Genomic DNA, 21,289 nt, shown 5'->3' with positions numbered 1-21,289 from the left:
CCGCACGGCAGGCCGACCGCGCCGAGGCTCCCGGCCCCCGCACGGCGCACCGGTCGGGGTGTGCGCCACCAGTCCCCCGCAGCGCACACCCCGCGAGGCCGCCGCTACTGCGTGGCGCCCGCCGCCGCGCGTTCCTCGGCTTCCGTCAGGATCTCCGTCAGCCGCAGCCCGAACCGTACGTCGCACGGGTGCGGCCGGCCCGTACGGACCGACTCCAGCAGCGCGTCGACCGCCGCCACGAACGAGTCGACCGGATCGCCCCAGCCCTCCGGCAGCACCGCCGTCCCGTGCTCGCCCCGGAGTTCGAGCCCGGTACCCGCGCCCGCCTTCGGCGCGCTCAGGCTCAGCGCCGCCGAACTGGCCACCCCGGACGTATGCCGGAACACCAGGTGGGTGAGGTCCGGCTCGGTCCGTACGGCCGTCACCTCCGTCACATCGCCGAGCAGCGGGATCAGAGCGGACAGCGCGTGCGGGCCGACGTCCCACAGTCCGCCCTTCTCGCGGCGCCAGGGCGATTCGGCGTACGGGCTGTCGGCGCCCGGCCCGTAGAGGGCGCCGAGCCAGTACGCGTGGGCTGTGAACCAGCCGCCCTTCGCCGCCTGTTCGTCGATCCAGCTCGCCGTGCCGGCGGCGAAGCGCAGCGTGCAGAAGACCACGGACGCCACCCCGGCGCTCGCGGCCGCGTCCGCCACCTCGCGGGCCCCGGCCACGGTCGTGGCGACCGGCTTGTCCAGGAGGAGATGGCATCCGGCGGCCGCGGCCCGTGCCGCCAGTGGCGCCTGGATGTCCGGCGGCAGGGCGAAGGCGACGGCGTCGCTCTCGGCGAAGAGCGCGTCGAGCCCGACCTCGCCGGAGTGGGCGGTGGTGCCATGGGCGGCGGCGAGGGCGGCGGCCGCCTCGGGGCGCCGCCCCCAGACGCCGCTGAATTCGAGTCCGGGATGGCCGGCGAGCGCGGGGGCGTGCGTGCGCTCCGCCCAGGGGCCGGTGCCGAGGAGTCCGATACGTGGCTTGCTCATGACCATCAGTGTGCCGCGTCCGGGCGGCGCGGGGGTGTCCGGGAGGCGTAAACGGGAGGCGTAAAAGCGGGTGCGGCGCCGGCCACGGCCGGTGTTACGTTGCACGAGCCGGCGAACTCGGCGACTTCCTCTTCGAGCCCGGCCGGCGCAAGCGCTACGAGCACCCGCTGCTGGACGCGCATCGCCGCGCCCGCTTCGAGCAGGGCGCGCTCTACGAGCTGCCGTTCACCGCCGCCGAGGGGTTCGCAGCGGGGCACGGCATCACCCGTGACGTGTTCCTGGAGCGGATGGCTCCACGGCTGACCCGGCTGGAGCGGCTGCGGACCCAGCGGTCGGCGGGGGTCAGGGCCGACGGCCGGACCGATCTGGCCGGCATGCCGCCGACCCGCCTCGCGCCGCCCTGTCGTTGGCTCCGGACGAGCGCGTACGGCGCCGGGCGGAGCTGACCCGTGCCCTGCGCGCGGCAGCGCGCCGCGTGGCGGGTCCGCACACCGGGACGTGGGAGCGGGTCGCCGCCGTACTGGACGGCAGCTACTCCTCGTCCGGCTCGGGCGAGAAGCGCCGTCGTCCGCTCGCGGTGGCCCTGGCCTGCCATTTTCTGCTGGAGGCGCCGGCCGCTCCGGGGGAGTACAGCGCGCTGTGGATCTCAGGGAGCACGGACCACTTGCCTCGTACGCCCCTGGGGGCCGACACCGCTCGGGGACGCGGATCATCGACGCTCTGGAGCACGCGCCCGACCGGCTCGTCATCGTCTCGGACGGCTGGGACAACGCCCCTCCGGGGCTGGCGGGCGAGGTGCTGCGGGTGTGGCGTACCCGGCGCGCAGGACGAGTGCCGTTCATCTGAACCCCGTATACGACGCGGACGGTTTTGACGTACGCCGGCTGGCACCGGGCGTGCCGACGGCGGGGATACGGGACGCCGAGGATCTGCCGGCGCTGGTGGAGATCGCGCAGTTCGCGGAGGGCCGTACGGGACTGGCGGAGCTGCGGGCGTATCTGGACCGGCGTGTGCGGCGCCTTCTGGACGACGACCCGTTCTGCCACTTCCCCGGCGAGGCCCCGCCACGGGAGACGGCCACGCACGGGACGACGGCCCCAGCCACGCACGATACGGCCCCTCCGTCTCGTACCGCTGGTGCGCGAGGAGCCGATGGACGGGCTGCGGCGGCACCGCGAGATCTACGACGGGTTCGGCGAGGTCCGGGTGAACCCGGGCACCCAGTACGTCTCGTACATCCCGCACGGCTTCGTCGCCGACTGGTCGGGCGACGGCCGGCAGGGCACGTCGCCCGGTGGGCAGGGGGCGGCGCACGGCACGCAGTTGGGCGAGGGCCGGCCGCAGACCGTGCCCGTACACCGCCACCACCGGATGGTGAAGCGCGCGAAGGCCGGGAAGGGGCTGTCCAGGGCCGCCGCAGCGACGTGCTGCCGGTTCCTCCCGCTGCATCTCGCCCTGGAGGGCTATCTCGCGCTGCACTTCGGCGGCCCGTCCACCGCCTGGGACGAGTGGTCCCGGCAGGCGGTACGGCAGGGGCTCTCGCCGCGCGCCGAGGACACCTGTCTGGGGCTGACCGTCCGTGGACTCGCCGACGCGCTGCGGATCTTCGAGATCCATCCCGGCCAGTGCGGCGTGATGGTGTACGCGGCGGACGCGCTCGCCGCGGCCTTCGTCGTGCCCCATCCCGCCGACTACCGCGCTCTGCACCCGACCCTGTTGCAGGACATGTACGGCGAGCTGGTGCACCAGTACGCGTTCTTCGGCGGCCCGGTGCCCGAGTTCGAGGCGCGGATCCGCGACGGCGGGCACCTGAGGACGCTCGCCGATCTGCGGGCCGCGGCGTGTGCGCGGGAACGCGCGTGGAGCGACGCGCACGAGAGCAGCACATCGGCGAACTGATCACCGATCACCAGGGGCGCACCGCGTACCTCAAGACGTTCCGGCTGTCCGACGCGCAGATCAGGCACGGTCAGCTGCTGAGCCGACTGGCCGAGCACGACTGGCACCTGGGCCGTACGGCGGAGACTCTGGGCACCAGTGACGACGAGCTGGTCCGCCGGATCCGCGGCGCCGGATTCGCGTCGCTGCTCAACGCGCACGCGGTCGCCCGGCACGCCGCCGAAACAAAAGAAGCCTGAGTAACACGCGGTTCATCAATGGGCAATGGACGGGAAACCGCACATTGCGAGGCTTTCCCGTCATAGCTGCTGCACCCGCAAAGGATGAGGCCACGTGACCTTCAAGGCTGAGTACATCTGGATCGACGGCACCGAGCCGACCGCGAAGCTGCGCTCGAAGACGAAGATCCTTGATGCCGGCGCCGAGCTGCCCATCTGGGGCTTCGACGGGTCGAGCACCAACCAGGCCGAGGGCCACGCCTCCGACCGCGTGCTCAAGCCGGTCTTCTCGTGCCCCGACCCGATCCGCGGCGGGAACCACGTCCTCGTCATGTGCGAGGTCCTGAACATCGACATGACGCCGCACGAGTCCAACACGCGTGCGCAACTGACCGAGGTCGCCGAGAAGTTCGCGGGCCAGGAGCCGATCTTCGGCATCGAGCAGGAGTACACGTTCTTCAAGGGCACCCGTCCGCTGGGCTTCCCCGAGGGCGGCTTCCCGGCCGCGCAGGGCGGCTACTACTGCGGTGTCGGCTCGGACGAGATCTTCGGCCGTGACATCGTCGAGGCGCACCTCGACAACTGTCTCAAGGCGGGTCTGGGCATCTCCGGCATCAACGCCGAGGTCATGCCGGGTCAGTGGGAGTTCCAGGTCGGCCCGCTGGCGCCGCTGGACGTCGCGGACCAGCTGTGGATCGCCCGCTGGCTGCTCTACCGCACCGCCGAGGACTTCGAGGTCTCCGCGACGCTCGACCCGAAGCCGGTGAAGGGCGACTGGAACGGCGCGGGCGCGCACACCAACTTCTCGACCAGGGCGATGCGCGAGGGATACGACGCGATCATCACCGCGTGCGAGTCGCTGGGTGAGGGCTCCAAGCCGCTCGACCACGTCAAGAACTACGGCGCGGGCATCGACGACCGGCTGACCGGTCTGCACGAGACCGCTCCGTGGAACGAGTACAGCTACGGCGTCTCGAACCGCGGCGCCTCGGTCCGTATCCCCTGGCAGGTCGAGCAGGAGGGCATGGGCTACATCGAGGACCGCCGCCCGAACGCCAACGTGGACCCGTATGTGGTGACGCGGCTGATCGTCGACACCTGCTGCACCGCGCTGGAGAAGGCCGGCCAGGTCTGATCCGGCCCGCCCCGCCCGCCCCGACAGGCTCTGAGGGGGCGGCCGCCGTAGGTCCTGTCGACCGGACGGGGCCTGGGCGGCCGCCCCCTCGTCGTCGTGGTGCGTACCGACGGGTGGAAAGGGGCTCCTGCCCCGCCCCCGTATCTGCTTCAATGGGGTCATGGCCAGCTTCCAGCACACCGCGACGGGTCGCATCGACCTGGAGCCGTTCTGGCCGTCCCGGCAGCATCACGACTTCGACCGGGTGTGTTGCCGCGCGAGGAACGCGCCGGCCCTCTAAAGCCTTCTTTCAGGCCTTCGGCCGCCGCGCATGACGTACGTCCCGTCCGACCTGTCGACTCGACGACTCCTTCGCGCGAAAGAGCTGACCCCTCATGGCGAACCCCCGTTCCTTCTCCGCCGCGGCCGCCGCCGCGGCTCTCAACCAGAAACCGGCCGTGCCCGGCCGCCACCGGCTCCGGGCCGTCGACCGTGACGAGACCGCCCCGGCCGCCGTTCCGAGCGCTGTCACGGCCGGTCAGGTCGTGGACTTCCTGCCGCCGGGCGCCACCTGGCTGCCCGCGCCCCAGCACACGCTGCCCTCGCTGCCGGGACAGCCGCCGATGGTCGGCTATCTCGTGCTCGTACCGGCCGATCAGCACGCAGCCGTGCTGGCCGCCTCCGCGCCGCACCTCGCCGCCGGCACGGCCGTGAACAGCCCCAGGGCCGGCCATGGCGGTGGCGGTCCGGTGCGGATAGACGACGTCCAGCGGACCGCTGTCGTGGACGGACAGCAGCTGGACCTGACCTATCTCGAATTCGAACTGCTCGCCCATCTCGTGGCACACCCTCACCGGGTGCACACCCGCGACCAGCTGGTGACCACGGTCTGGGGTTACGGGCATGTGGGCGACGGGCGGACCGTCGATGTCCATGTGGCCCGGCTGCGCCGCAAGCTGGGCGCCGAGCACCGCCACACCATCCAGACGGTACGGCGGGTCGGGTACAAGTACGCACCCTGATCTCGCACTGATCCCGCACCGAGCCTGAGCGCGAGCCCGAGCCTGAGCCCTGCCGGCCGGACCGGCAGGGCTCAGTGCGCGCCACGGATGACGCGCGAGGGATGACTCAGTGCGCGCGCCGCCGCGTCCGGGAGCGGGCCAGCAGCCCCAGCGCCCCGTCCAGGACGAGGAACGCCAGCAGGCTGACGCCCAGCAGCGGGACGAACCAGCCGGCCATGGCCGTGACCGCCAGGAGCGGCAGCAGCACGGTCAGCGGCACCTTCCGCCAGGCACCGCGCGGCATCGCTCTGCCCGCGCTCAGCTTCCGCTCCTTGGTGGGCCTGCGCAGCCACCACATCCGGTAGCCCCAGAGGATGATCAGGATCAGCGCGAGGGCGAGGACCGCGAGCGCCAGCTGATTGACGAGCCCGAGGAAGACACCCATGTGGGCGTCGATACCGAACCGGGTGAGCTGGGCGAGCACGGGATAGTCGGCGAAGCGCAGCTCGTCCATGACCATGCCGTTGGCCGGATCGATGGCGACCGAGTCGAGCCGGACCGGGAACTGGGTGTCCGTCTCCGCGACGACATAGCCGCGGCCATCGGTCGGCAGGGTCACCGCGAGCGGCCCGTCGAGACCGGCCTGACGGGCGGCGACGACCGCCAGATCGGCTCCGACGTCCGCCCCGTCCATGCCGGGCATGTCCTCCATCCCCGGCATGGACTCGTGCCCTTCGTGGCCGCCGCCCGACCCGCTGGCGCCTGGTTCGAGGGTGGCGGTGACGACCGGGGTGGCGCCGCCGAGCTGGTCCTGGACCGCGCCGATGTTCTCGCCGGCGAACCGCGACCAGGTCAGGCCCGTCGCGGAGAGCAGGACGAGTCCGGTCACGGCCCACAGCCCGAGCGAGCCGTGCAGGGAGAGGGTCCTGCGGCGGCCGGTGGCCCCGCGCTCGGGCGTGAGCATCGCCCGCTTCGAGGTCCGCTTGCGCGCGGTCCAGAGCAGCAGTCCGCCGAGGGCCACCACCCACAGCCAGCTGGCGGCGAGTTCGCTGTAGATACGGCCGGGCTCACCCAGCTGGAGATGGCGGTGCAGCTCGGAGAGCCAGGTGCGCAGCGGCAGGGCGCCCGAACTGCCGTAGCTGGTCAGCTCTCCCCGCACCTCGGCGGTGTACGGATCGACGAAGACGGCGAGGGACTTGCCCTCCTCGACCCCGGGGGTGGTCATCAGGACCCGGGTGGTCGCGCCGTCCTCGGCCGAGGGGCGTACGGAAGTGACCGTGCCGTCCGGGTGGGCGGCGCGTGCGGCGTCGAGCTGGGCGGAGAGCGGGACGGTACGGTCGCCGACCGGTACCCGCAGCTCATGACGGTAGACCACCTTCTCCGCCTGGTAGGAGAGCGCGTAGAGGAATCCGCTGGTGGCGGCGACCAGCAGCAGCGGGGCGATCAGCAGGCCCGCGTAGAAGTGCAGGCGCAGCACGAGGGGCCGCAGGGAACTCCAGGCGGACGGGGTGCCCGGAGCGGTTTCGGGCGCGGCGGTGGGCCGTTCGGACTCGATCCCCTGTACGGGGTCGTCAATGGCCATGACTGTCCTAGGTGTTGGCGTCGGCATGGGGAAAGGGGCCCCGGGCCTGCCGACGGTCAGACAGTGATGGTGACGGTGGCTCCCGGAGCCGTGGCGTGAGAGGTACGGGGCGCGGGCGGGCCCCGCCGCGACAGGGTGTGCGCGAGGACGACGCCACGGAAGCGGTGCGCGGCGGGGGCGCCGGGCACGGGCCGTACGAGCCGGGGCGCAGCGGGCAGCCCGACCGGGGTGAGCAGCAGCCGCAGCGGGGTGAAGGCCAGGGCGCCGAGGGCGTGCGTGAGCCGGAAGAGCGCGGCCTCGCCCCGGGCCAGCCAGAGCGCGCAGACGGCGGCGGCGAGGAGGTGCGCGGCGGCCATCGCGGCCGGGCCGTCGACGAGGGCGGCCAGCGCGGCCGGCTCCCCCTCGGGCCCGGCGCCCGGGTCCATGCTCATACCGGAGCCCATGCTCATGGCCGTACCGCCGGCGGTATGGGGGTCGTGCGGGGCGGCGGACAGTCCGTACGGCGGCGCCCCCGCGAAGAGCAGATGCAGGGCGCCCTGGACGGTGAGCAGTCCGGCGCCGATGGAGCGCACGCCCCGCCGCCGCCCGCTCGCGAGCCAGGCGACGCCGCCGGTCACGCCGAAAGCCGCCAGCAGCGCGCCGGGCGGGATCTCATGCCCGGATGTGAACGAATGCCCCACCGCCGCCAATGTCACGCATACCGCCGCGAAGGCCGCGGCCCGTAGGGCGCGCATCGGCGACCGGGCATCTGTCATGGTCCGCATATGCTGCCATCCCGGCAGGTGCGCGCGGCAGATGCCAAAAGCACACGATTCCCCTGGCAGCGAATTCGGCTGTCCTTGTCGTCGGCCTCGGGGCAGAGTCGGCTCCATGAGACTCCTGATTCTCGGTGGTACGGAATTCGTGGGCCGCGCTGTCACGGAGGCGGCGCTCGCCCGCGGTTGGCAGGTGACCGTCTTCCACCGCGGACGGCACGAAGCCCCTGCGGGTGTGACCTCTCTGCTCGGTGACCGCACCGCCCCGGACGGTCTGGCGGCCCTCGCCGACGGTGAGTGGGACGCGGTCGTCGACACCTGGTCGGCCGCGCCGGCCGCGGTGCACGCGGCGGCGCGGCTGCTGGCGGACCGGGCCGGCCGGTACGCGTACATCTCCAGCCGGTCGGTGTACAGGTATCCCAGCCCGGCCGGACTCCCGGAGGACGGCCCGCTGGTGGAGGGCGCGTCGGCGGAGGCCGGGCAGATCTCGTACCCCCTGGACAAGCGGGGCGGCGAGCTGGCGGCCGAGGCGGTCTTCGGGGACCGGGCGCTGCTCGTACGCGCCGGCCTGATCCTCGGCCCCGGCGAGAACATCGGCCGGCTGCCGTGGTGGCTGGGCCGGATCGCGAAGGGCGGTCCTGTGCTGGCCCCCGGGCCGCGCGACAACCCGTTGCAGTACATCGACGCGCGCGATCTCGCCGAATGGACCCTGGACGCGGTGCGGGACGGTCTGGGCGGCGCGTACAACCTGGTCAGCCCGGCCGGGCACACCACCATGGGGGAACTGCTGGAGGCGTGCGTACGGGTCACCGGCTCCGGCGCCGAGCTGCGCTGGACCGCCCCGGAGCCGATCCTCGACGCGGGGATCGAGCCCTGGACGGACCTGCCGGTCTGGCTGCCGCCGGGCGAGCTGCACGCCGCCATGCACCGCGGCGATGTCTCCAAGGCCCTGGCGGCCGGGCTGCGGTGCCGCCCCGTGGCCCGGACGGTGGCGGACACCTGGGCCTGGCTCCTCTCGATCGGTGGCGAGGCCCCGCAGCGCCCGGACCGCCCGCCGGTGGGTCTGGCACCGGAGCTGGAAGCCAAGGTGCTGGGCCGGTGACGCGGGGCCGGTGACACCGGGGCAGCGACGCCGGGCAGTGACGGCTGGTCAGTGCGCCGGGCCGGGTGGCGCACTGACCGGTGACGCCGGGTCAGTGGCCTTCCAGGACCACCCCGGGTATCGCCGGTGCCAGGGCCTGGCGCAGCTCGGCGACGCCCTGATGCCAGAGGCCGTTCTCACCGTCCGCGTCGACCCAGAGATCGCGAAGCTCGGACTTGTCCGCGACGACCCGGTCCAGGGCCCGGACCGCGAGGGCCCTCAGCTCCACGGGAAACCGCGGCAGCGGCTCGTCGGGGCCGTACACCGTCTCCACGGGCGGGCCCCCGGGGCACTGCGCGGCGACCAGCGCGGCCGCCGCGACGGCCACCACTCCTTCGTCACTGTCCAGATAGCCGTCGGCGCCGATCGCGCCGAGCAGCGCCTCGCGCACGATCTCCGTACGCCGCCCCTCGGTCGCCTCGTCCAGGTCCGCGGAGAAGTCCGCCGCGGTGTCGTTGTCGAAGTGGCCGGTGTCCCAGGTCCCCATTGCAGCCCCCTGATCGTTCTTCATCCCGTTGCCCCTGATCGTGCCAGGAGCCACTGACAATCGGCCCCGCGCACGAGTCGGCCCGGGCGCCCCCCGTAGGACGCCCGGGCCGACCGCTCGGCGGATCAGCTCGGCGGATCAGCTCACCGGGGCGGCGTGCCGCGGGCCCTCCGGCGCGTCCGCCGCCTCGTCCTGCTCGCCGTGTCCGAGCTCCGGCAGCCACCGCAGCCACTTCGGCGTACGCCAGTTCCGCTCCCCCAGCAGCGCCATCACGGAGGGCAGCAGCACCATCCGTACGAGCGTCGCGTCCAGCAGCACGGCCACCGCGAGTCCCACGCCCATCTGCTGCATGTCCTGCATGGACAGCGTCCCGAAGACCGCGAAGACGGCGACCATGATCGCGGCGGCGCCCGTCACCGCGCCCGCCGTGCGGCGGATGCCCTCACGGATCGCGGCCCGGGTGTCCAGGCCCCGGTCGCGGGCCTCCCGGATCCGGGACACCACGAACACGTGGTAGTCCATCGACAGTCCGAACAGCACCACCAGCACGAACAGCGGCATCCAGCTCTCGATCGCGCCGACCCCCTCGGAGCCGATCAGCTCCGCGCCCCAGCCGTGCTGGAAGACCGCGACCATGACGCCGTACGCGGCCACCACGGACAGCAGGTTCAGCACGATCGCGGTGACGGCGATGACGTACGACCGGAAGCAGAACAGCATCAGCAGGAAGGTCACCACGGTGATGAAGACGAAGACCGGGACGATGCCGCGCTTCAGCTGATCGTTGAAGTCGACGGACCCCGCGAGCGCACCGGTGACATGGACCTCCGCGCCGGTGTCACCGAAGACGGCGGGCACCCGCTCGTCCCGCAGCTCCGCCAGGGCCTCCTTCGACCGCGCGTCGCTGCCGTTCCCGGCAAGCGGCACCTCGATCTCCGCGATGTTCCGCGCCGGGTGCACGGTCACCGTGTCGAACTCCGCCAGCGCCTCCCGGACCCCGGCGGACCCGATGTCGTCGGCCTTCACGACCACCCGGGCAGGAGCGGGTCCGCCGGGGAAGGCCGTGGTGATGTTCCGGTACGCGACGGACAGCGAGGAGTCCGAGCCGAACTGCTTCTCCAGCCCGAGCTCTTCCGTCTTCATGCCGAGCGCCGGCGCGGCCAGCGCCAGCAGCACCGCGACCGCCGCCACCGCGAAGAGCTTCGGCCGGGCCAGGACGGGCGCCAGCAGCGCACCCGCCACGGCGCCGGTCTCCCGCGCCCCCTTCTTCTTCCGGCGGTTCAGGAACGGCACCCGTCCGGCGTCGATACGGTCACCGAGCCAGGCGAGCAGCGCGGGCAGGACGGTCACGGAGCCGAGCATCGCGATGAAGACGACCAGAATCGTGGCGAGGGCGAAGCCCTTGAAGAGCATCAGCCCGGACAGGAACATCCCGGCCATCGCGACCATCACCGTCACCCCGGAGACCAGCACGGCCCGGCCGCTGGTCGCCGCCGCGATGCGCAGTGCGGTCTCGGCGTCACGTCCCGCGGCGCGCTCGTCGCGCTCGCGCCGCAGATAGAACAGGCAGTAGTCGACGCCGACGGCGAGGCCCATCAGGAACATCACGGAGTACGTGGTCTGGAAGAGATGCAGCTGATGGCTGGCGAGGGACAGCAGTCCGAAGGCGGCCATGCACGCGGTGAGCGCGAGCCCGACGGGCAGCAGCGCGGCGACCACGGCCCCGAAGGCGACCAGCAGGATGCCCAGCGCCAGGGGTACGGCAGTGAGCTCGGCCTTCTTGAGGTCGTCGGCCAGCAGATCGCCGAGCCACTTGCCCGAGCTGGCGTCGCCGAACTGGTAGAACCGCACGTCCTGGTGGGTCTCTCCGGCGTCCCGTACGGCGTCGAGGACGGGCTGTACCCGGTCGGGCGCGGTCGTCGGATCGCCCTTGATCTCGAAGCGGATCAGCGCGCTCCTGCCGTCGGCCGAGGCGAGCGGCTTGTCGATCTTCTGCGTCTCGCCCGTCGCGCGCAGGCCCTCGGTCACGTCGCGGGCCGCGTTCTCCCAGCCGCCCGCGGTCCGGCCGCTGATCATGAGCAGCTCCCCGGCCGGATGTTCGATCCCGGCGTCGTCGAGGATCTTCTCGGCCTTCGCCGACTCACCCGCGCCCTGCTCGGAGGCGGACATCTCGACCATGCCCGAGGCGCCGCCGACGCCCGCCGTCAGCACGACGAACAGCAGCCAGCCGATGATCGCGGTCTTGCGGTGGTGCGCGCTCCACACGCCGATTCGTGCCGCGAGGTTCTTCCTCATGGCGTTTCGCCCCCAGTGGTAAGCAGAGTTGAGCAACGGATGTGTCAGCTACGACGCTAGAAACCGGAGGCCGCCCGCCCCAGCCGTCAAAGCCCCTGATCGGGGGTGGTGCTGGCTACACCACCGGCCGGGGGGAGACCCGGCTGCCGGCGCGGGGCGGGTCCGGCCAGACTGAGGGCCGTGCCCGGAGGTCGGGCCGTCGGGGGCCGTCCCGGCCGGCGAAGGGGAGAGACCACCATGAAGACGAGGACGCGACGTTCGCTGGAGGCGGTCGGGCAAGGGCTGGCGCTGTCGGTCATCTCGCTGGCCGGCTCGATCACGCTGTTCGTGGTGGCGGTGGTCTCGATCTGCCTCATCCTGCTGGGTGTCGGTGTCCTCACCACCCCGGCCGTACTGACGGCGGTCAGGGCGCACGCCAATCAGCGCAGGCTGCTGGCCGCGAAGTGGTCGGGCGTACGGATCCCCGTCCCGTACCGCGCCTTCCCGCCGGACCTGCGCGGCGGGATCACCGGGCAGGTGGAGCGCTGCTCCCTGCTGCTGAAGGACCCGGCGACCTGGCGTGATCTGGGCTGGCTGCTGGCCGACATGACCGCGGGCTTCATCACCGCCGTCTTCTCCTGCGGCCTGCTCCTCTACGCGGTGGAGGGTTTCGTGCTGGCCGCGGGGCTGTGGCGGGTGTTCACGGACGACCGGTACTGGTACGCGTTCGTCCCGGTCTCCAGCCAGCTGACCGGACTCGCCGCGGCGGCCCTCGGCCTGGTGCTGTTCGCGCTCGGTCTGCGCTACAACACGGACCTGCTGCGGCTGCACTTCACCCTGGCCAGGACGCTGCTGGCGCCGCGTCATGACCAGGAACTGGCCCTGCGGATCGAGCGGCTCACCGAGTCCCGGCACGACGCCGTGGACACCTCGGCGGCCGAACTGCGCCGCATCGAGCGCGATCTGCACGACGGGGCGCAGGCCCGGCTGGTCGCTGTGGGCATGGACCTGTCCACCATCGAGGCGCTCATCGAGAAGGACCCGGCCAGGGCCAAGGAGCTGATCGGCAAGGCCCGCCAGTCCTCCAAGGAGGCGCTGACGGAACTGCGCGACCTGGTACGCGGCATCCATCCACCGGTGCTCGCCGAGCGCGGTCTCGGGGACGCGGTGAAGGCGCTGGCGCTACGGCTGCCGGTGGAGACCGAGGTCGATGTCGAGCTGCCCGGCCGGGCCGGCGCCCCGGTCGAGTCGGCCGCGTACTTCGCGATCAGTGAGGCGCTGGCCAACGCGGTGAAGCACGCCGCCGCGGACCGGATCTGGGTCGATCTCTCGTACGCCGAGGGGATGCTGCGGGTCGCGGTCACCGACAACGGCGGCGGTGGCGCGGCGATCGGAACCGGCTCCGGACTGAGCGGACTGGAGCGCCGGCTCGGTACATTCGACGGCATCCTGGCCGTCAGCAGCCCCGCCGGCGGTCCCACCATGGTGACCATGGAGATTCCTTGCGAGTTGTCCTAGCCGAAGATCTCTTCCTACTGCGCGACGGTCTGGTCCGGATGCTCGAAGCGTACGACTTCGAGATCCTGGCGGCGGTGGAGAGCGGGCCCGAACTGACCAGGGCCCTGGCCGAGTTGGAGCCGGACGTCGCCGTCGTCGACGTCCGGCTCCCGCCGTCCCACACGGACGAGGGTTTGCAGTGCGCACTCGCCGCGCGGCGTGCCCGGCCCGGTCTGCCGGTCCTCGTCCTGTCCCAGCACGTCGAGCAGTTGTACGCGCGCGAACTGCTGGCGGACGGCAACGGCGGGATCGGCTATCTGCTGAAGGACCGGGTCTTCGACGCGGACCAGTTCATCGACGCGGTACGGAGGGTCGCGGCGGGCGGCACGGCGATGGATCCCCAGGTGATCGCGCAACTGCTCTCCCGCCGCGCCCAGGACAAGCCGATCGGCGGTCTGACGCCACGGGAGCGCGAGGTCATGGAGCTGATGGCGCAGGGCAGGTCCAATGCCGCCATCGCCGGCCAGCTCGTGGTCACGGAACGGGCGGTGGCCAAGCACACCTCGAACATCTTCGGGAAGCTGGGCCTGCCGGTGTCGGACGACGACAACCGCCGGGTGCTGGCGGTGCTCGCCTATCTGGACCGCGGCCGGTAGGTCCTGTCCCCACGGACGCGCCTCACCCCGCAATGGGTATGTCCGCCCGGTTTGTTGAGCGAGTTCTTCATGAATTCCCGCGACGGCTGAACAGGCCGCGCGGCACGTCCGTATGCAACGGAGCGCTTCGCTTCACCCCCTGCCGAGATTTCCCTGTTCACGGCGACGAAGCTTGAGGAGTTCCATGGCACGCGCATCGAGAAAACGTTCCACACTGGCAAACCGGGCGATTGCCGCCTCGGCTGCCTTGCTCCTGGGCGGGGGTGGGCTGGTAGCGGTCAATGTTTACGCATCCGCGGGTGAAGGCTCGGCCGGCAAGCCTCCGCAGCAGCAGACCGAGAATGCCGGGCAGCAGATGTCGACCATCGACTGCCCGGATGTGGCGAACGAACTCACGGACGTACCGGAAGCGGCGCGCGCGGAGGTCGACCGGGAGCTGGCGGCGATCGACGGCCAGATCACGGACGCGTACCAGCAGTTCGCCGATCAGAAGGCGCAGATCGAGCGGGATCCCGCAATCGCCGACAATGCCATTCTCAATCCGCTGAAGGGCAAGCGGCTGGCCGCCCTCGACCGGATCGCCCTCGCGATCGGCCGGGTCGGGGAGCCGCCGCAGGGCCTTGAGGCGCTCGCACCGTGCACCCTGCGGGCCGACGACAGCGGCCAGGGCCAGGATCCGGGCCAGAACGACGGCCAGGACCAGGGCCAGGGTGACGGCCAAGGTGACGGCCAGGGCGGTGACCAGGGCGATGACCAAGGTGACGGCCAAGGTGATGACCAGGCCGGCGGTCAGGGCGGCAACGGCCCTGAAGCCGCCGACTTCGTCGACATCACGACCGTCCAGCCGAACACCAAGCAGCCCCGGCCGCGCCGCGGCGCGTCGAGAGGCGCGTTCACCACCGATTGCGGGCGGAACGAGGCCGGAAAGTTCAATTCGGACAATGTCATCGTCGCCCCAGGTGTGAGCAATGGCGCACACCATATGCACGATTACGTCGGCAATCAGGCCAATGACGCGTTCGCCAGCGACGACGCTCTCGCCAACGGAGAGAGCAGCTGCCGCAATCAGGGTGACAAGTCGACCTACTACTGGCCGGTGCTCCGTCTCCAGAACGGACAGGCCGAGGCGGACGCCAATGCGGACGGCGGCGGCAAGGAAGGCAATGTCGGAGAGATCCAGACTCCGGCCCAGGTCACACTGAAATTCGTCGGCAGCCCGGTCTCCCGGGTCACCGCGATGCCGCGCTTCCTGCGCGTCATCACCGGTGACGCCAAGGCATTCGTCAACGGCGACGCCAACGCCAATGCCTCGTGGAGTTGCACCGGATTCGAGAACCGCCAGCTCAAGGACAAATACCCGATCTGCCCCGAGGGCAGCAAGGTGGTCCGTACCTTCAATTTCCAGAGCTGCTGGGACGGCCAGAACACCGACAGCGCCAACCACCGCACCCATGTGGCGTTCGCCGATAAGAACGGCCGGTGCCAGAACGGATTCCGGGCGATTCCGCAGCTCCAGCAGCGCATTGTGTACGACGTGCCGCCGGGGCCCGGGTTCGCCGTGGACTCCTTCCCCGAGCAGCTGCACAAGCCCGTCACCGACCACGGTGACTTCATCAACGTCTTCGATCAGCGTCTGATGAACCGGGTGGTGAGCTGCATCAACAGCGGACGCAAGTGCCGCTGACCCTAGCCCCTGTCTGACACATCCCGCCTGGCTCGCGGGGCCTGGCACGCACACTCGCCGCGTTGTCGGAGTCATCCAAGTACGTCCAGTACGAGGACGATCCTCCGCCTTGCGATTGCACGCACCAGACCCCGCGAGCCCCGCCCTGCGGGCGGACGGCGCTCTGTGTCAGACAGGACCTAGCCTGCGCGGTCAGCTCGTGTGGTGACCGGAGTGACTCTCGTTCCCCCCGCCGCCACCACTGACCCCCGAGTGGTGGCGGGACGAGCCGGTCTCCACCGTCCCACCGAGCCGGCCGCGCAGCGCCGCGACCACCTTCGCGTCGCCGACCGCGACCCACTTCCTGCCGACGAGATACGAACCGCCGTAGTCATTGGCCTCGTTGATCCACTCGCGCTGGCCGCGGTCGGTGGCGAAGGTGGCCAGCACGTACTTCCCGTCGTCCGTCGTGCAGTTGGCCTGCCGCAGCTCCGTCGCGTCGGTCTGCAGGTCAGGCTCGCACTCCGCCCGCGAGGCGATCTCTTCGAGGCTCCCGGTTGCCGTCTTCGGCACCTCGGGGGCCTCGTCGTCGTTCGCGCCACAGCCCGCGATCAGGGCCAGGGCCAGGACTGCAAGTACCACTCGGGGTCGCTCCGTACGCATGCGGCCATCGTGCCCCGTGAGCACCCCGTCGCGCCGGGGAACGGCAGGACCGGGGTGACCATCGGACCATCCGCTCGTTCTGCTGGACGTGCGCCCACACGAAGACGTCACCGCTCCCGTGTCCCCCGGTTCCGCTCCCGCGCTCGTCGGCGTCGAACAGGCCGAGGCGGCCCTCGTCGAGCACTACCCCCGTCTCGTACGGATCGCCTATCTCGTCCTGCCGCCGTCACTCGACCGCCAGCGGCGTGTCCTGACCGCGCACGCGCTGGCGCAGCGCTCGCTGCCGCGCGGCCGTACGGCGGGCGACGCCCCGGGGATCCCCGCGCCGCGCCGTATCGAAGGGGCCGCGCAGGACCCCCTGTACGCCTGTCTGCGCGGGCGGGTACTGCGCCAGGCACTGGACGCCGGGCGTCCGCCGCTCCGCCGGGCCCTGCCCAGGCGCGCCCAACTGCCGCCGCTGCTGCCGCACGTATGGGGGCTACGGCTGTTCCCGCGCGCGGGCGGGGCGGACGAACTCGCCCTGGAACAGCGGCTGTCCGCCCTCTCCGGCGCGGCGCGCGCGGCGTTCGCCCTGCGCGCTCTCGACCGGCTGACGGACGCGGAGGTACGGCAGGTGCTCGGCGCGGCGGGCGCCGACGACGTGGACACGGCGCTTGCCGAGGCGGCCGGCGCCGGGACGGCGGACGCCGCCGCGCTGCTGCTCTCACCCGAGTTCGATCCCTGCTCCTTGCAGGCCAGGCCCACCGATCTGGCCCGCCGCCGGCGGCGGGTGAGGGCCGTGCTCGCCGCCGGCGCGGCGGCACTCGTCTGCGGCGCGCTCCTCGCGCTGCCCGGCGGCGGCTGGGGCCCCGATGGTGCGGCGGCGCCCGCGTACACCCGTAACGCCGCGGCCCAATCGGCCCTCGACCCGGCCAAGGTGCGGCGGATCGCGCCCGCCGCGTGGCAGATCTCGACCCGTACGGACTTCTCCGTCTGGCCCACGCGCGGCGCGCTGGCCGAGGATCGCGGCCTGCTGCGCCGGGCGCTGGCGGTCTGGGCCAGGCCCGGCGCCTCGGTACGGGTCTCGGCGACCCCCACCACCCCGTCGGGTCCGCCGATGGGATCGCCGCAGCTGCTGTACGCGGGCACGGTCGACGGGGCGCGGGTGGTGCTCTTCCACGACGGACTGCGGGTCGTGCGGTACGCGGAGTCCGAGGACGGCGGCGAGGCGGCCCTCGACTTCGCGCGGGCCGACGGCGCGGACGGCGCGGCCTCGGGTGCGCTGGTCGCGGGCCGCTCGGGCGGCGACGTCCGCTATCTGACGGCGCCGTGGGTGCGCCGTACGTCCGTACGCGACCTGCTCGACCCGGCAGGGTCCGCGCGGCCGCTGCGCCGCGACGCGGACGGGGTGACCGATCCGCTGGCCAGCCCGGCGACGGCCCGCGACTGCCGGTCCTGGAACACGCTGTCGGTACGCGACGGATCCACGGACCGGCTGCTCAGCGACCTCGGCGAGCTGATCCCGGCGCGGCTGACGTCCGGGCCGCCGTCGGCGCCGCTGGACGTGACGAGCGCGGCGGACCGGGCGACGTGGGCCAGGACGGCCTGTCTGCTGCCGGCGGTGCGCTCGCACGGCGTACGGTCCGTGAACTCCTGGCAGTACGCGCGCCAGCCGCTGCCGGAGTCCAACGGCACCGCCAACTGGCTGTGCACCCGCGCGGAGACCTGGCGGGGCAGGGGCAGCCGGGTGCTCGCGCAGTTCCAGGCGCCGTCCCGGCGGCCGGCCGCCCCGGGGGCCGTAGCGGCGCGGGCGGAGGACTCACCGGCGTGCGGGGTCCGGGATCCGCGGGTGCTGGCCGGTGTGCTGTGGAAGTCGCGGGGCGGCCGGTGGTACGTGCTGGCGGCGGGCAGCTCACAGTTCCGCGCGCTGGTGACGTCGGGAGGGGTACGGGGGGAGGCGGCGGGCAACGTGCTGGCGGTACGGGCGAAGCGCGGGGCGCGGGCGGAGCTGTGGGGCCGCGTCTCGGACGGCACCCGGCTGGGCGTCCTGCGGTAACGACGGGTGGCCGGGGGCCCGCACCGGCCCCCTGACCCCGTGGGCGCGACCCCGTTACGGCAGCAGGAGCCAGTCCGCCCCCAGCGCGGCCACCAGGCCCGCGCCCAGCAGCCAGGTGCCCAGGCGGGTCCGCCCGTGACGGCTCAGCTCGATCACCACGCCGCACAGGATCATCGCCAGCCCGTACACCCCGACCACCAGGACCGACGTCCGCTGCGCCAGACGTACCGCCAGCAGCACCGCCAGCGCCGCCAGCAGCACCGATGCGAGCGCGACCCGGGCGGCCCGGGCCTGACGTGGGGTCAGGCCGGTGCGCTCCGCCTCCGGTTCGGGCTCCGGTATCGGCGTGTCCACGGCTTCGTCCTGGTCAGATGCGCTCATGGACCGGGAGCGTAACGGACACGCCCGGAGACCGCCTCCCAGGTACGGGGCTGCCCGGTCAGGCGTAGACCACCGTGATCGAGGTGAAGCCGAGGGACCGCAGCAGGCCCTGGAGCATGGCGGTGGTGTTCTTCTCGGCGCGCGCGGTGAGTTCGCTGTCCTTCGCGGCGTCTCCGATGTGCCGCGCGGCCAGCCGGTTCACGGCCCGCTCGTCGGCCGGGTTGTCGGAGAAGAGATCGCCGAGCCGGTCGAGCAGCCCCCGTTCCTTGGAGACCGCGTACGAACGGTCCGCGTCGAGCGCAGGCTTGCCCAGCTGGGCGTGCGGCAGCCGGATCGTCGCGGTGGTGCGGGCCTCGTTGACCTGGACGTTGTCCTTGGCGATCCCGCTGAAGTCCACGTAGGAGCCGACGGTGCCGGCGCCCACATAGAGGGTCCGGGTGCCGCGGATCGCGTCCGGCAGGTACTTGGCGTCCTTCTCCAGGTCCACGACGACCTGGAAGTTGCCGGAGGCCGCCTCGTACCGGTCCAGGTCCTGGATGGATGTGAGCAGGGTCGGTCCCGTACGGTCCTGTGTCTCCTCGCCGAACAGGTCGCCGAACCCGGGCAGCAGGTCGAGGCGGCTGCCGAGGAAGAGCAGCGCGGCCACGACGAGGAGTGCGATGGGCAGTGTGCTCCACCGGGACAGACGCGACGCGCGCGTCCGCTTCCGGCTCTCTTCGGGTTTCACGTCGGTGGACGTCATACCTACCAGGTTTTCCCGCACGGGCCGGTTCACACAGTCACGTTCAGGTCTCCGAAGGCAGATGCCCCCGGAGCGCGCGGGCGAGCCCGCTCTCACCGTCGTCGACCAGGCCGCGGTGGAACGCGTCGTCGTAGGCGAGATTGCCGGCCGCCGCGCGGGCCCGCCGTTCGCACTCGGCGCGGACCGGCGCGAGCTCCGGCGTACCGCGCTGCGGGTGGCCGACCATGCGCCAGTACGCCTGGCCGGTGCCGTAGGCGTGCGCGGCCCGTTCGCCGTCGCCCTGGGCGGCGATGGCGGCCGCCAGCAGGTCGAGGCCGAGCGCGATGCCGAAGCTGTCGCCCAGCAGCTGCTTGGCGCCGATCATCGAGCGGGCGTGCGCCTCCGCCTCGTACGGACGGTCCTGCAGCAGACGCACCAGCGCGAGCTGGTAGTCGGCGTAGGAGCGGGTCCAGTACTCGTCGTGGTCCAGGCAGAGCCTTCGCAGGTCCGCGGCCTCCGCGCCCGCCTCGTCGAGCTTGCCGGTCGCGGTGAGCGCGAAGATACGGATCAGCCGGCAGCGCAGCCGGGACGGGGAGCCGAAGGGTTCGCCCGGCAGGGCGAGCAGGGCGCGCTCGGCCACGGTGAGGGCGGCCTGCGGGCGGCTCATCATCAGATAGGTGATGCCGAGGAGATAGGCCGCGGAGAGCATGGCTTCGGGGTCCTGCTCGTGCCACGCGGCCAGGCCACACCGCTCGCCGAGCCGGTGGGCGGTCTCGTGGTCGCCCTGGAGCACGACGGTCATGCCGAGCGCCCAGAGGGCGCGGGTGCGGTGCGGTCCCGCGGTGCGGTCGGCGTCCAGCGCGCGTTCCAGATAGATCCGCGCCTCGTGCAGATGGCCGCAGCAGAACCAGAAGAAGCCGACCCGGCCCGCCATGTGCACGGCCGCCTCCGGGTCTTCGGCGAGCAGGTGGTTGAGGGCGGCGCACAGGTCGGCGTGGGTGTCGGCGATCCGCCGGTACCAGGCGACCTGCGCGGGCCCCAGCCACGCGTCGTGGGCCTGCCGGGCGAGCTCGGCGAAGTAGGCGGCGTGCCGGTCGGCGAGCAGCCGTTCCTCGCCGAGTTCCGCCAGCCACATGGCGCCGTACTCCCGGATGGTGTCGAGCATCCGGTAGCGGGTGCCGTCCAGCCGCACCACGGACTGGGCGACGAGTCCGGCCAGGGCCGTACCGACGTCGTCGGTGGTGAGGGGGCCGCCGGCGCAGACGGCCCGCGCGTCGACCGGGTCGATGTCGCCGCGGAAGACGGAGAGCCTGGCCCACAGGAGGCGTTCCAGGGGGGCGCACAGCTCGTGGCTCCAGCCGATGGCGGTGCGCAGGGCGCGGTGGCGCTCGGGCCAGGCGTTCTCGTTGGTGAGCAGGTCGAGCCGGAAGGTGAGCAGGTCGGCGATCTGCTCGACGGAGTTCTCGTCGAGCCGGGCGCAGGCGAGTTCGACGGCGAGCGGGATGCCTTCGAGCCGGCGGCAGATCTGGACGGCGGCCGCGGCGGTCCCCGGATCGTCCAGGGACACCTGGGGCGCCGCGTCGGCGGCGCGGTCGCGGAAGAGCTGGAGGGCGTCCTCGTCGCCTTCCAGCGGCAGCGGCGGTACGTCCAGGAGGTGTTCGCCCTTGGCGCCGAGGGGCTGTCTGCTGGTGGTGAGGACGGTGAGCCCGGGGGCGGCGGTGAGCAGTTCGCCGACGAGATGGCCGCAGGCGGGCACCATCCGCTCGCAGGAGTCGAGGACGAGCAGCAGCCGCCGGTCCGCGAGCCATTCGCAGAGCGCCTCGATGGGCATGCGCAGGAAGTAGTCGGAGAGCCCGACGGCGTCGGAGACGGTGGCGAGCAGCAGCCGGTCGTCGTAGAGCGAGGAGAGGTCGGCCCACCAGACCCCGTCGGGGTAGCGCCCGCGCGACGCGGCGCCCCGGCCGGCGGCGCGCAGCGCCAGCCGGCTCTTGCCGACGCCGCCGCTGCCGGTCAGGGTGATCAGCCTGTGCTCTGTGAGCGCGCGTTCGAGACGGACCAGTTCGGTCCCGCGTCCTACGAAGCTGGTCGTTTCTTCGGGAAGGTTCCCCACCACGGGGACAGTCTGGACCAGGTGAGGTTCAGTCCTGACCCCCATGGTGGGAAACAGTCACAAACGACCGGAAGTG

Annotated in this window: 16 protein-coding genes and 2 pseudogenes; 9 read left to right on the top strand and 9 right to left on the bottom strand. The window is 72.3% G+C overall.

Annotated features, from left to right (window positions below):
- Positions 1-104: 104 nt before the first annotated feature.
- Entirely contained in the window at positions 105-1,016 is a 912-nt protein-coding gene (locus tag ACFVWW_RS26010; protein WP_384188648.1) for a Gfo/Idh/MocA family protein, read from the bottom strand.
- 113 nt (positions 1,017-1,129) lie between these two features.
- On the opposite strand from ACFVWW_RS26010, the pseudogene ACFVWW_RS26005 reads away from it, so the two are divergent.
- The 4 genes and pseudogenes from ACFVWW_RS26005 to ACFVWW_RS25990 all read left to right on the top strand — a co-directional run.
- Positions 1,130-2,044 (top strand): annotated as a pseudogene (locus tag ACFVWW_RS26005) (hypothetical protein); the annotation flags it as partial.
- A gap of 82 nt (positions 2,045-2,126) precedes the next feature.
- Positions 2,127-3,154: pseudogene (locus tag ACFVWW_RS26000) on the top strand (hypothetical protein).
- Between the two features lie 94 nt (positions 3,155-3,248).
- The gene (gene glnII / locus ACFVWW_RS25995) at positions 3,249-4,268 is read left to right on the top strand and encodes a glutamine synthetase (protein ID WP_384188647.1); all 1,020 of its coding nucleotides are present in this window, start codon (positions 3,249-3,251) and stop codon (positions 4,266-4,268) included.
- A 374-nt stretch (positions 4,269-4,642) separates the two neighbouring features.
- On the top strand, positions 4,643-5,269 hold the full coding sequence (locus tag ACFVWW_RS25990) for a winged helix-turn-helix domain-containing protein (protein ID WP_386877885.1): 627 nt from the start codon (positions 4,643-4,645) through the stop codon (positions 5,267-5,269).
- 106 nt (positions 5,270-5,375) lie between these two features.
- On the opposite strand, the gene ACFVWW_RS25985 is transcribed toward ACFVWW_RS25990, so the two are convergent.
- The gene (locus ACFVWW_RS25985) at positions 5,376-6,830 is read right to left on the bottom strand and encodes a PepSY-associated TM helix domain-containing protein (RefSeq protein WP_386877886.1); all 1,455 of its coding nucleotides are present in this window, start codon (positions 6,828-6,830) and stop codon (positions 5,376-5,378) included.
- A 56-nt stretch (positions 6,831-6,886) separates the two neighbouring features.
- A complete protein-coding gene (locus ACFVWW_RS25980) occupies positions 6,887-7,585 on the bottom strand; it encodes a hypothetical protein (protein ID WP_386877887.1) in 699 nt (232 codons plus the stop codon).
- Positions 7,586-7,700: 115 nt separating this feature from the next.
- Between ACFVWW_RS25980 and ACFVWW_RS25975 the strand changes: the two genes are divergently transcribed.
- On the top strand, positions 7,701-8,687 hold the full coding sequence (locus ACFVWW_RS25975) for an NAD-dependent epimerase/dehydratase family protein (RefSeq protein WP_384336628.1): 987 nt from the start codon (positions 7,701-7,703) through the stop codon (positions 8,685-8,687).
- 91 nt (positions 8,688-8,778) lie between these two features.
- On the opposite strand, the gene ACFVWW_RS25970 is transcribed toward ACFVWW_RS25975, so the two are convergent.
- Together ACFVWW_RS25970 and ACFVWW_RS25965 are read right to left on the bottom strand one after the other, a co-directional pair.
- Positions 8,779-9,213 (bottom strand): DUF4259 domain-containing protein, encoded by a 435-nt coding sequence (locus tag ACFVWW_RS25970; protein WP_386877888.1) that lies wholly within the window; start codon positions 9,211-9,213, stop codon positions 8,779-8,781.
- Between the two features lie 138 nt (positions 9,214-9,351).
- Complete coding sequence (locus ACFVWW_RS25965) at positions 9,352-11,508, bottom strand: MMPL family transporter (protein ID WP_386877889.1); 2,157 nt, start codon at positions 11,506-11,508, stop codon at positions 9,352-9,354.
- Positions 11,509-11,745: 237 nt separating this feature from the next.
- Here ACFVWW_RS25965 and ACFVWW_RS25960 point away from each other — a divergent pair, with 237 nt between their 5' ends.
- The 3 genes from ACFVWW_RS25960 (at position 11,746) to ACFVWW_RS25950 (ending at position 15,324) form a co-directional block, all read left to right on the top strand.
- The gene (locus ACFVWW_RS25960; protein WP_384188634.1) at positions 11,746-13,005 is read left to right on the top strand and encodes a sensor histidine kinase; all 1,260 of its coding nucleotides are present in this window, start codon (positions 11,746-11,748) and stop codon (positions 13,003-13,005) included.
- Positions 12,990-13,640 (top strand): LuxR C-terminal-related transcriptional regulator, encoded by a 651-nt coding sequence (locus ACFVWW_RS25955; protein WP_384188633.1) that lies wholly within the window; start codon positions 12,990-12,992, stop codon positions 13,638-13,640. The genes ACFVWW_RS25960 and ACFVWW_RS25955 overlap by 16 nt, the downstream gene beginning before the upstream one ends.
- A gap of 184 nt (positions 13,641-13,824) precedes the next feature.
- On the top strand, positions 13,825-15,324 hold the full coding sequence (locus ACFVWW_RS25950) for a DUF1996 domain-containing protein (RefSeq protein WP_386877890.1): 1,500 nt from the start codon (positions 13,825-13,827) through the stop codon (positions 15,322-15,324).
- 192 nt (positions 15,325-15,516) lie between these two features.
- Here ACFVWW_RS25950 and ACFVWW_RS25945 read toward each other — a convergent pair whose 3' ends face one another.
- The gene (locus ACFVWW_RS25945) at positions 15,517-15,966 is read right to left on the bottom strand and encodes a hypothetical protein (protein WP_384188631.1); all 450 of its coding nucleotides are present in this window, start codon (positions 15,964-15,966) and stop codon (positions 15,517-15,519) included.
- An 88-nt stretch (positions 15,967-16,054) separates the two neighbouring features.
- On the opposite strand from ACFVWW_RS25945, the gene ACFVWW_RS25940 reads away from it, so the two are divergent.
- Complete coding sequence (locus tag ACFVWW_RS25940; RefSeq protein ID WP_384336616.1) at positions 16,055-18,001, top strand: hypothetical protein; 1,947 nt, start codon at positions 16,055-16,057, stop codon at positions 17,999-18,001.
- Between the two features lie 54 nt (positions 18,002-18,055).
- Here ACFVWW_RS25940 and ACFVWW_RS25935 read toward each other — a convergent pair whose 3' ends face one another.
- The 3 genes from ACFVWW_RS25935 to ACFVWW_RS25925 are packed head-to-tail and all read right to left on the bottom strand — an operon-like array spanning position 18,056 to position 21,213.
- Positions 18,056-18,382: a hypothetical protein gene (locus ACFVWW_RS25935; RefSeq protein WP_384188628.1), complete on the bottom strand. Its 327-nt coding sequence runs from the start codon at positions 18,380-18,382 to the stop codon at positions 18,056-18,058.
- Positions 18,383-18,440: 58 nt separating this feature from the next.
- A complete protein-coding gene (locus ACFVWW_RS25930) occupies positions 18,441-19,124 on the bottom strand; it encodes a DUF4230 domain-containing protein (protein ID WP_384188626.1) in 684 nt (227 codons plus the stop codon).
- A 43-nt stretch (positions 19,125-19,167) separates the two neighbouring features.
- Positions 19,168-21,213, bottom strand: coding sequence for an ATP-binding protein (locus tag ACFVWW_RS25925; protein WP_384336652.1), 2,046 nt, complete (start codon positions 21,211-21,213; stop codon positions 19,168-19,170).
- Positions 21,214-21,289: the final 76 nt, after the last annotated feature.

Origin of the sequence: Streptomyces sp. NPDC058198, assembly GCF_042882605.1 — a bacterium.
GTDB lineage: Bacteria > Actinomycetota > Actinomycetes > Streptomycetales > Streptomycetaceae > Streptomyces.
Note: the sequence above shows the minus strand (reverse complement) of the source record. Positions and strands in the feature narration are given on the sequence as shown.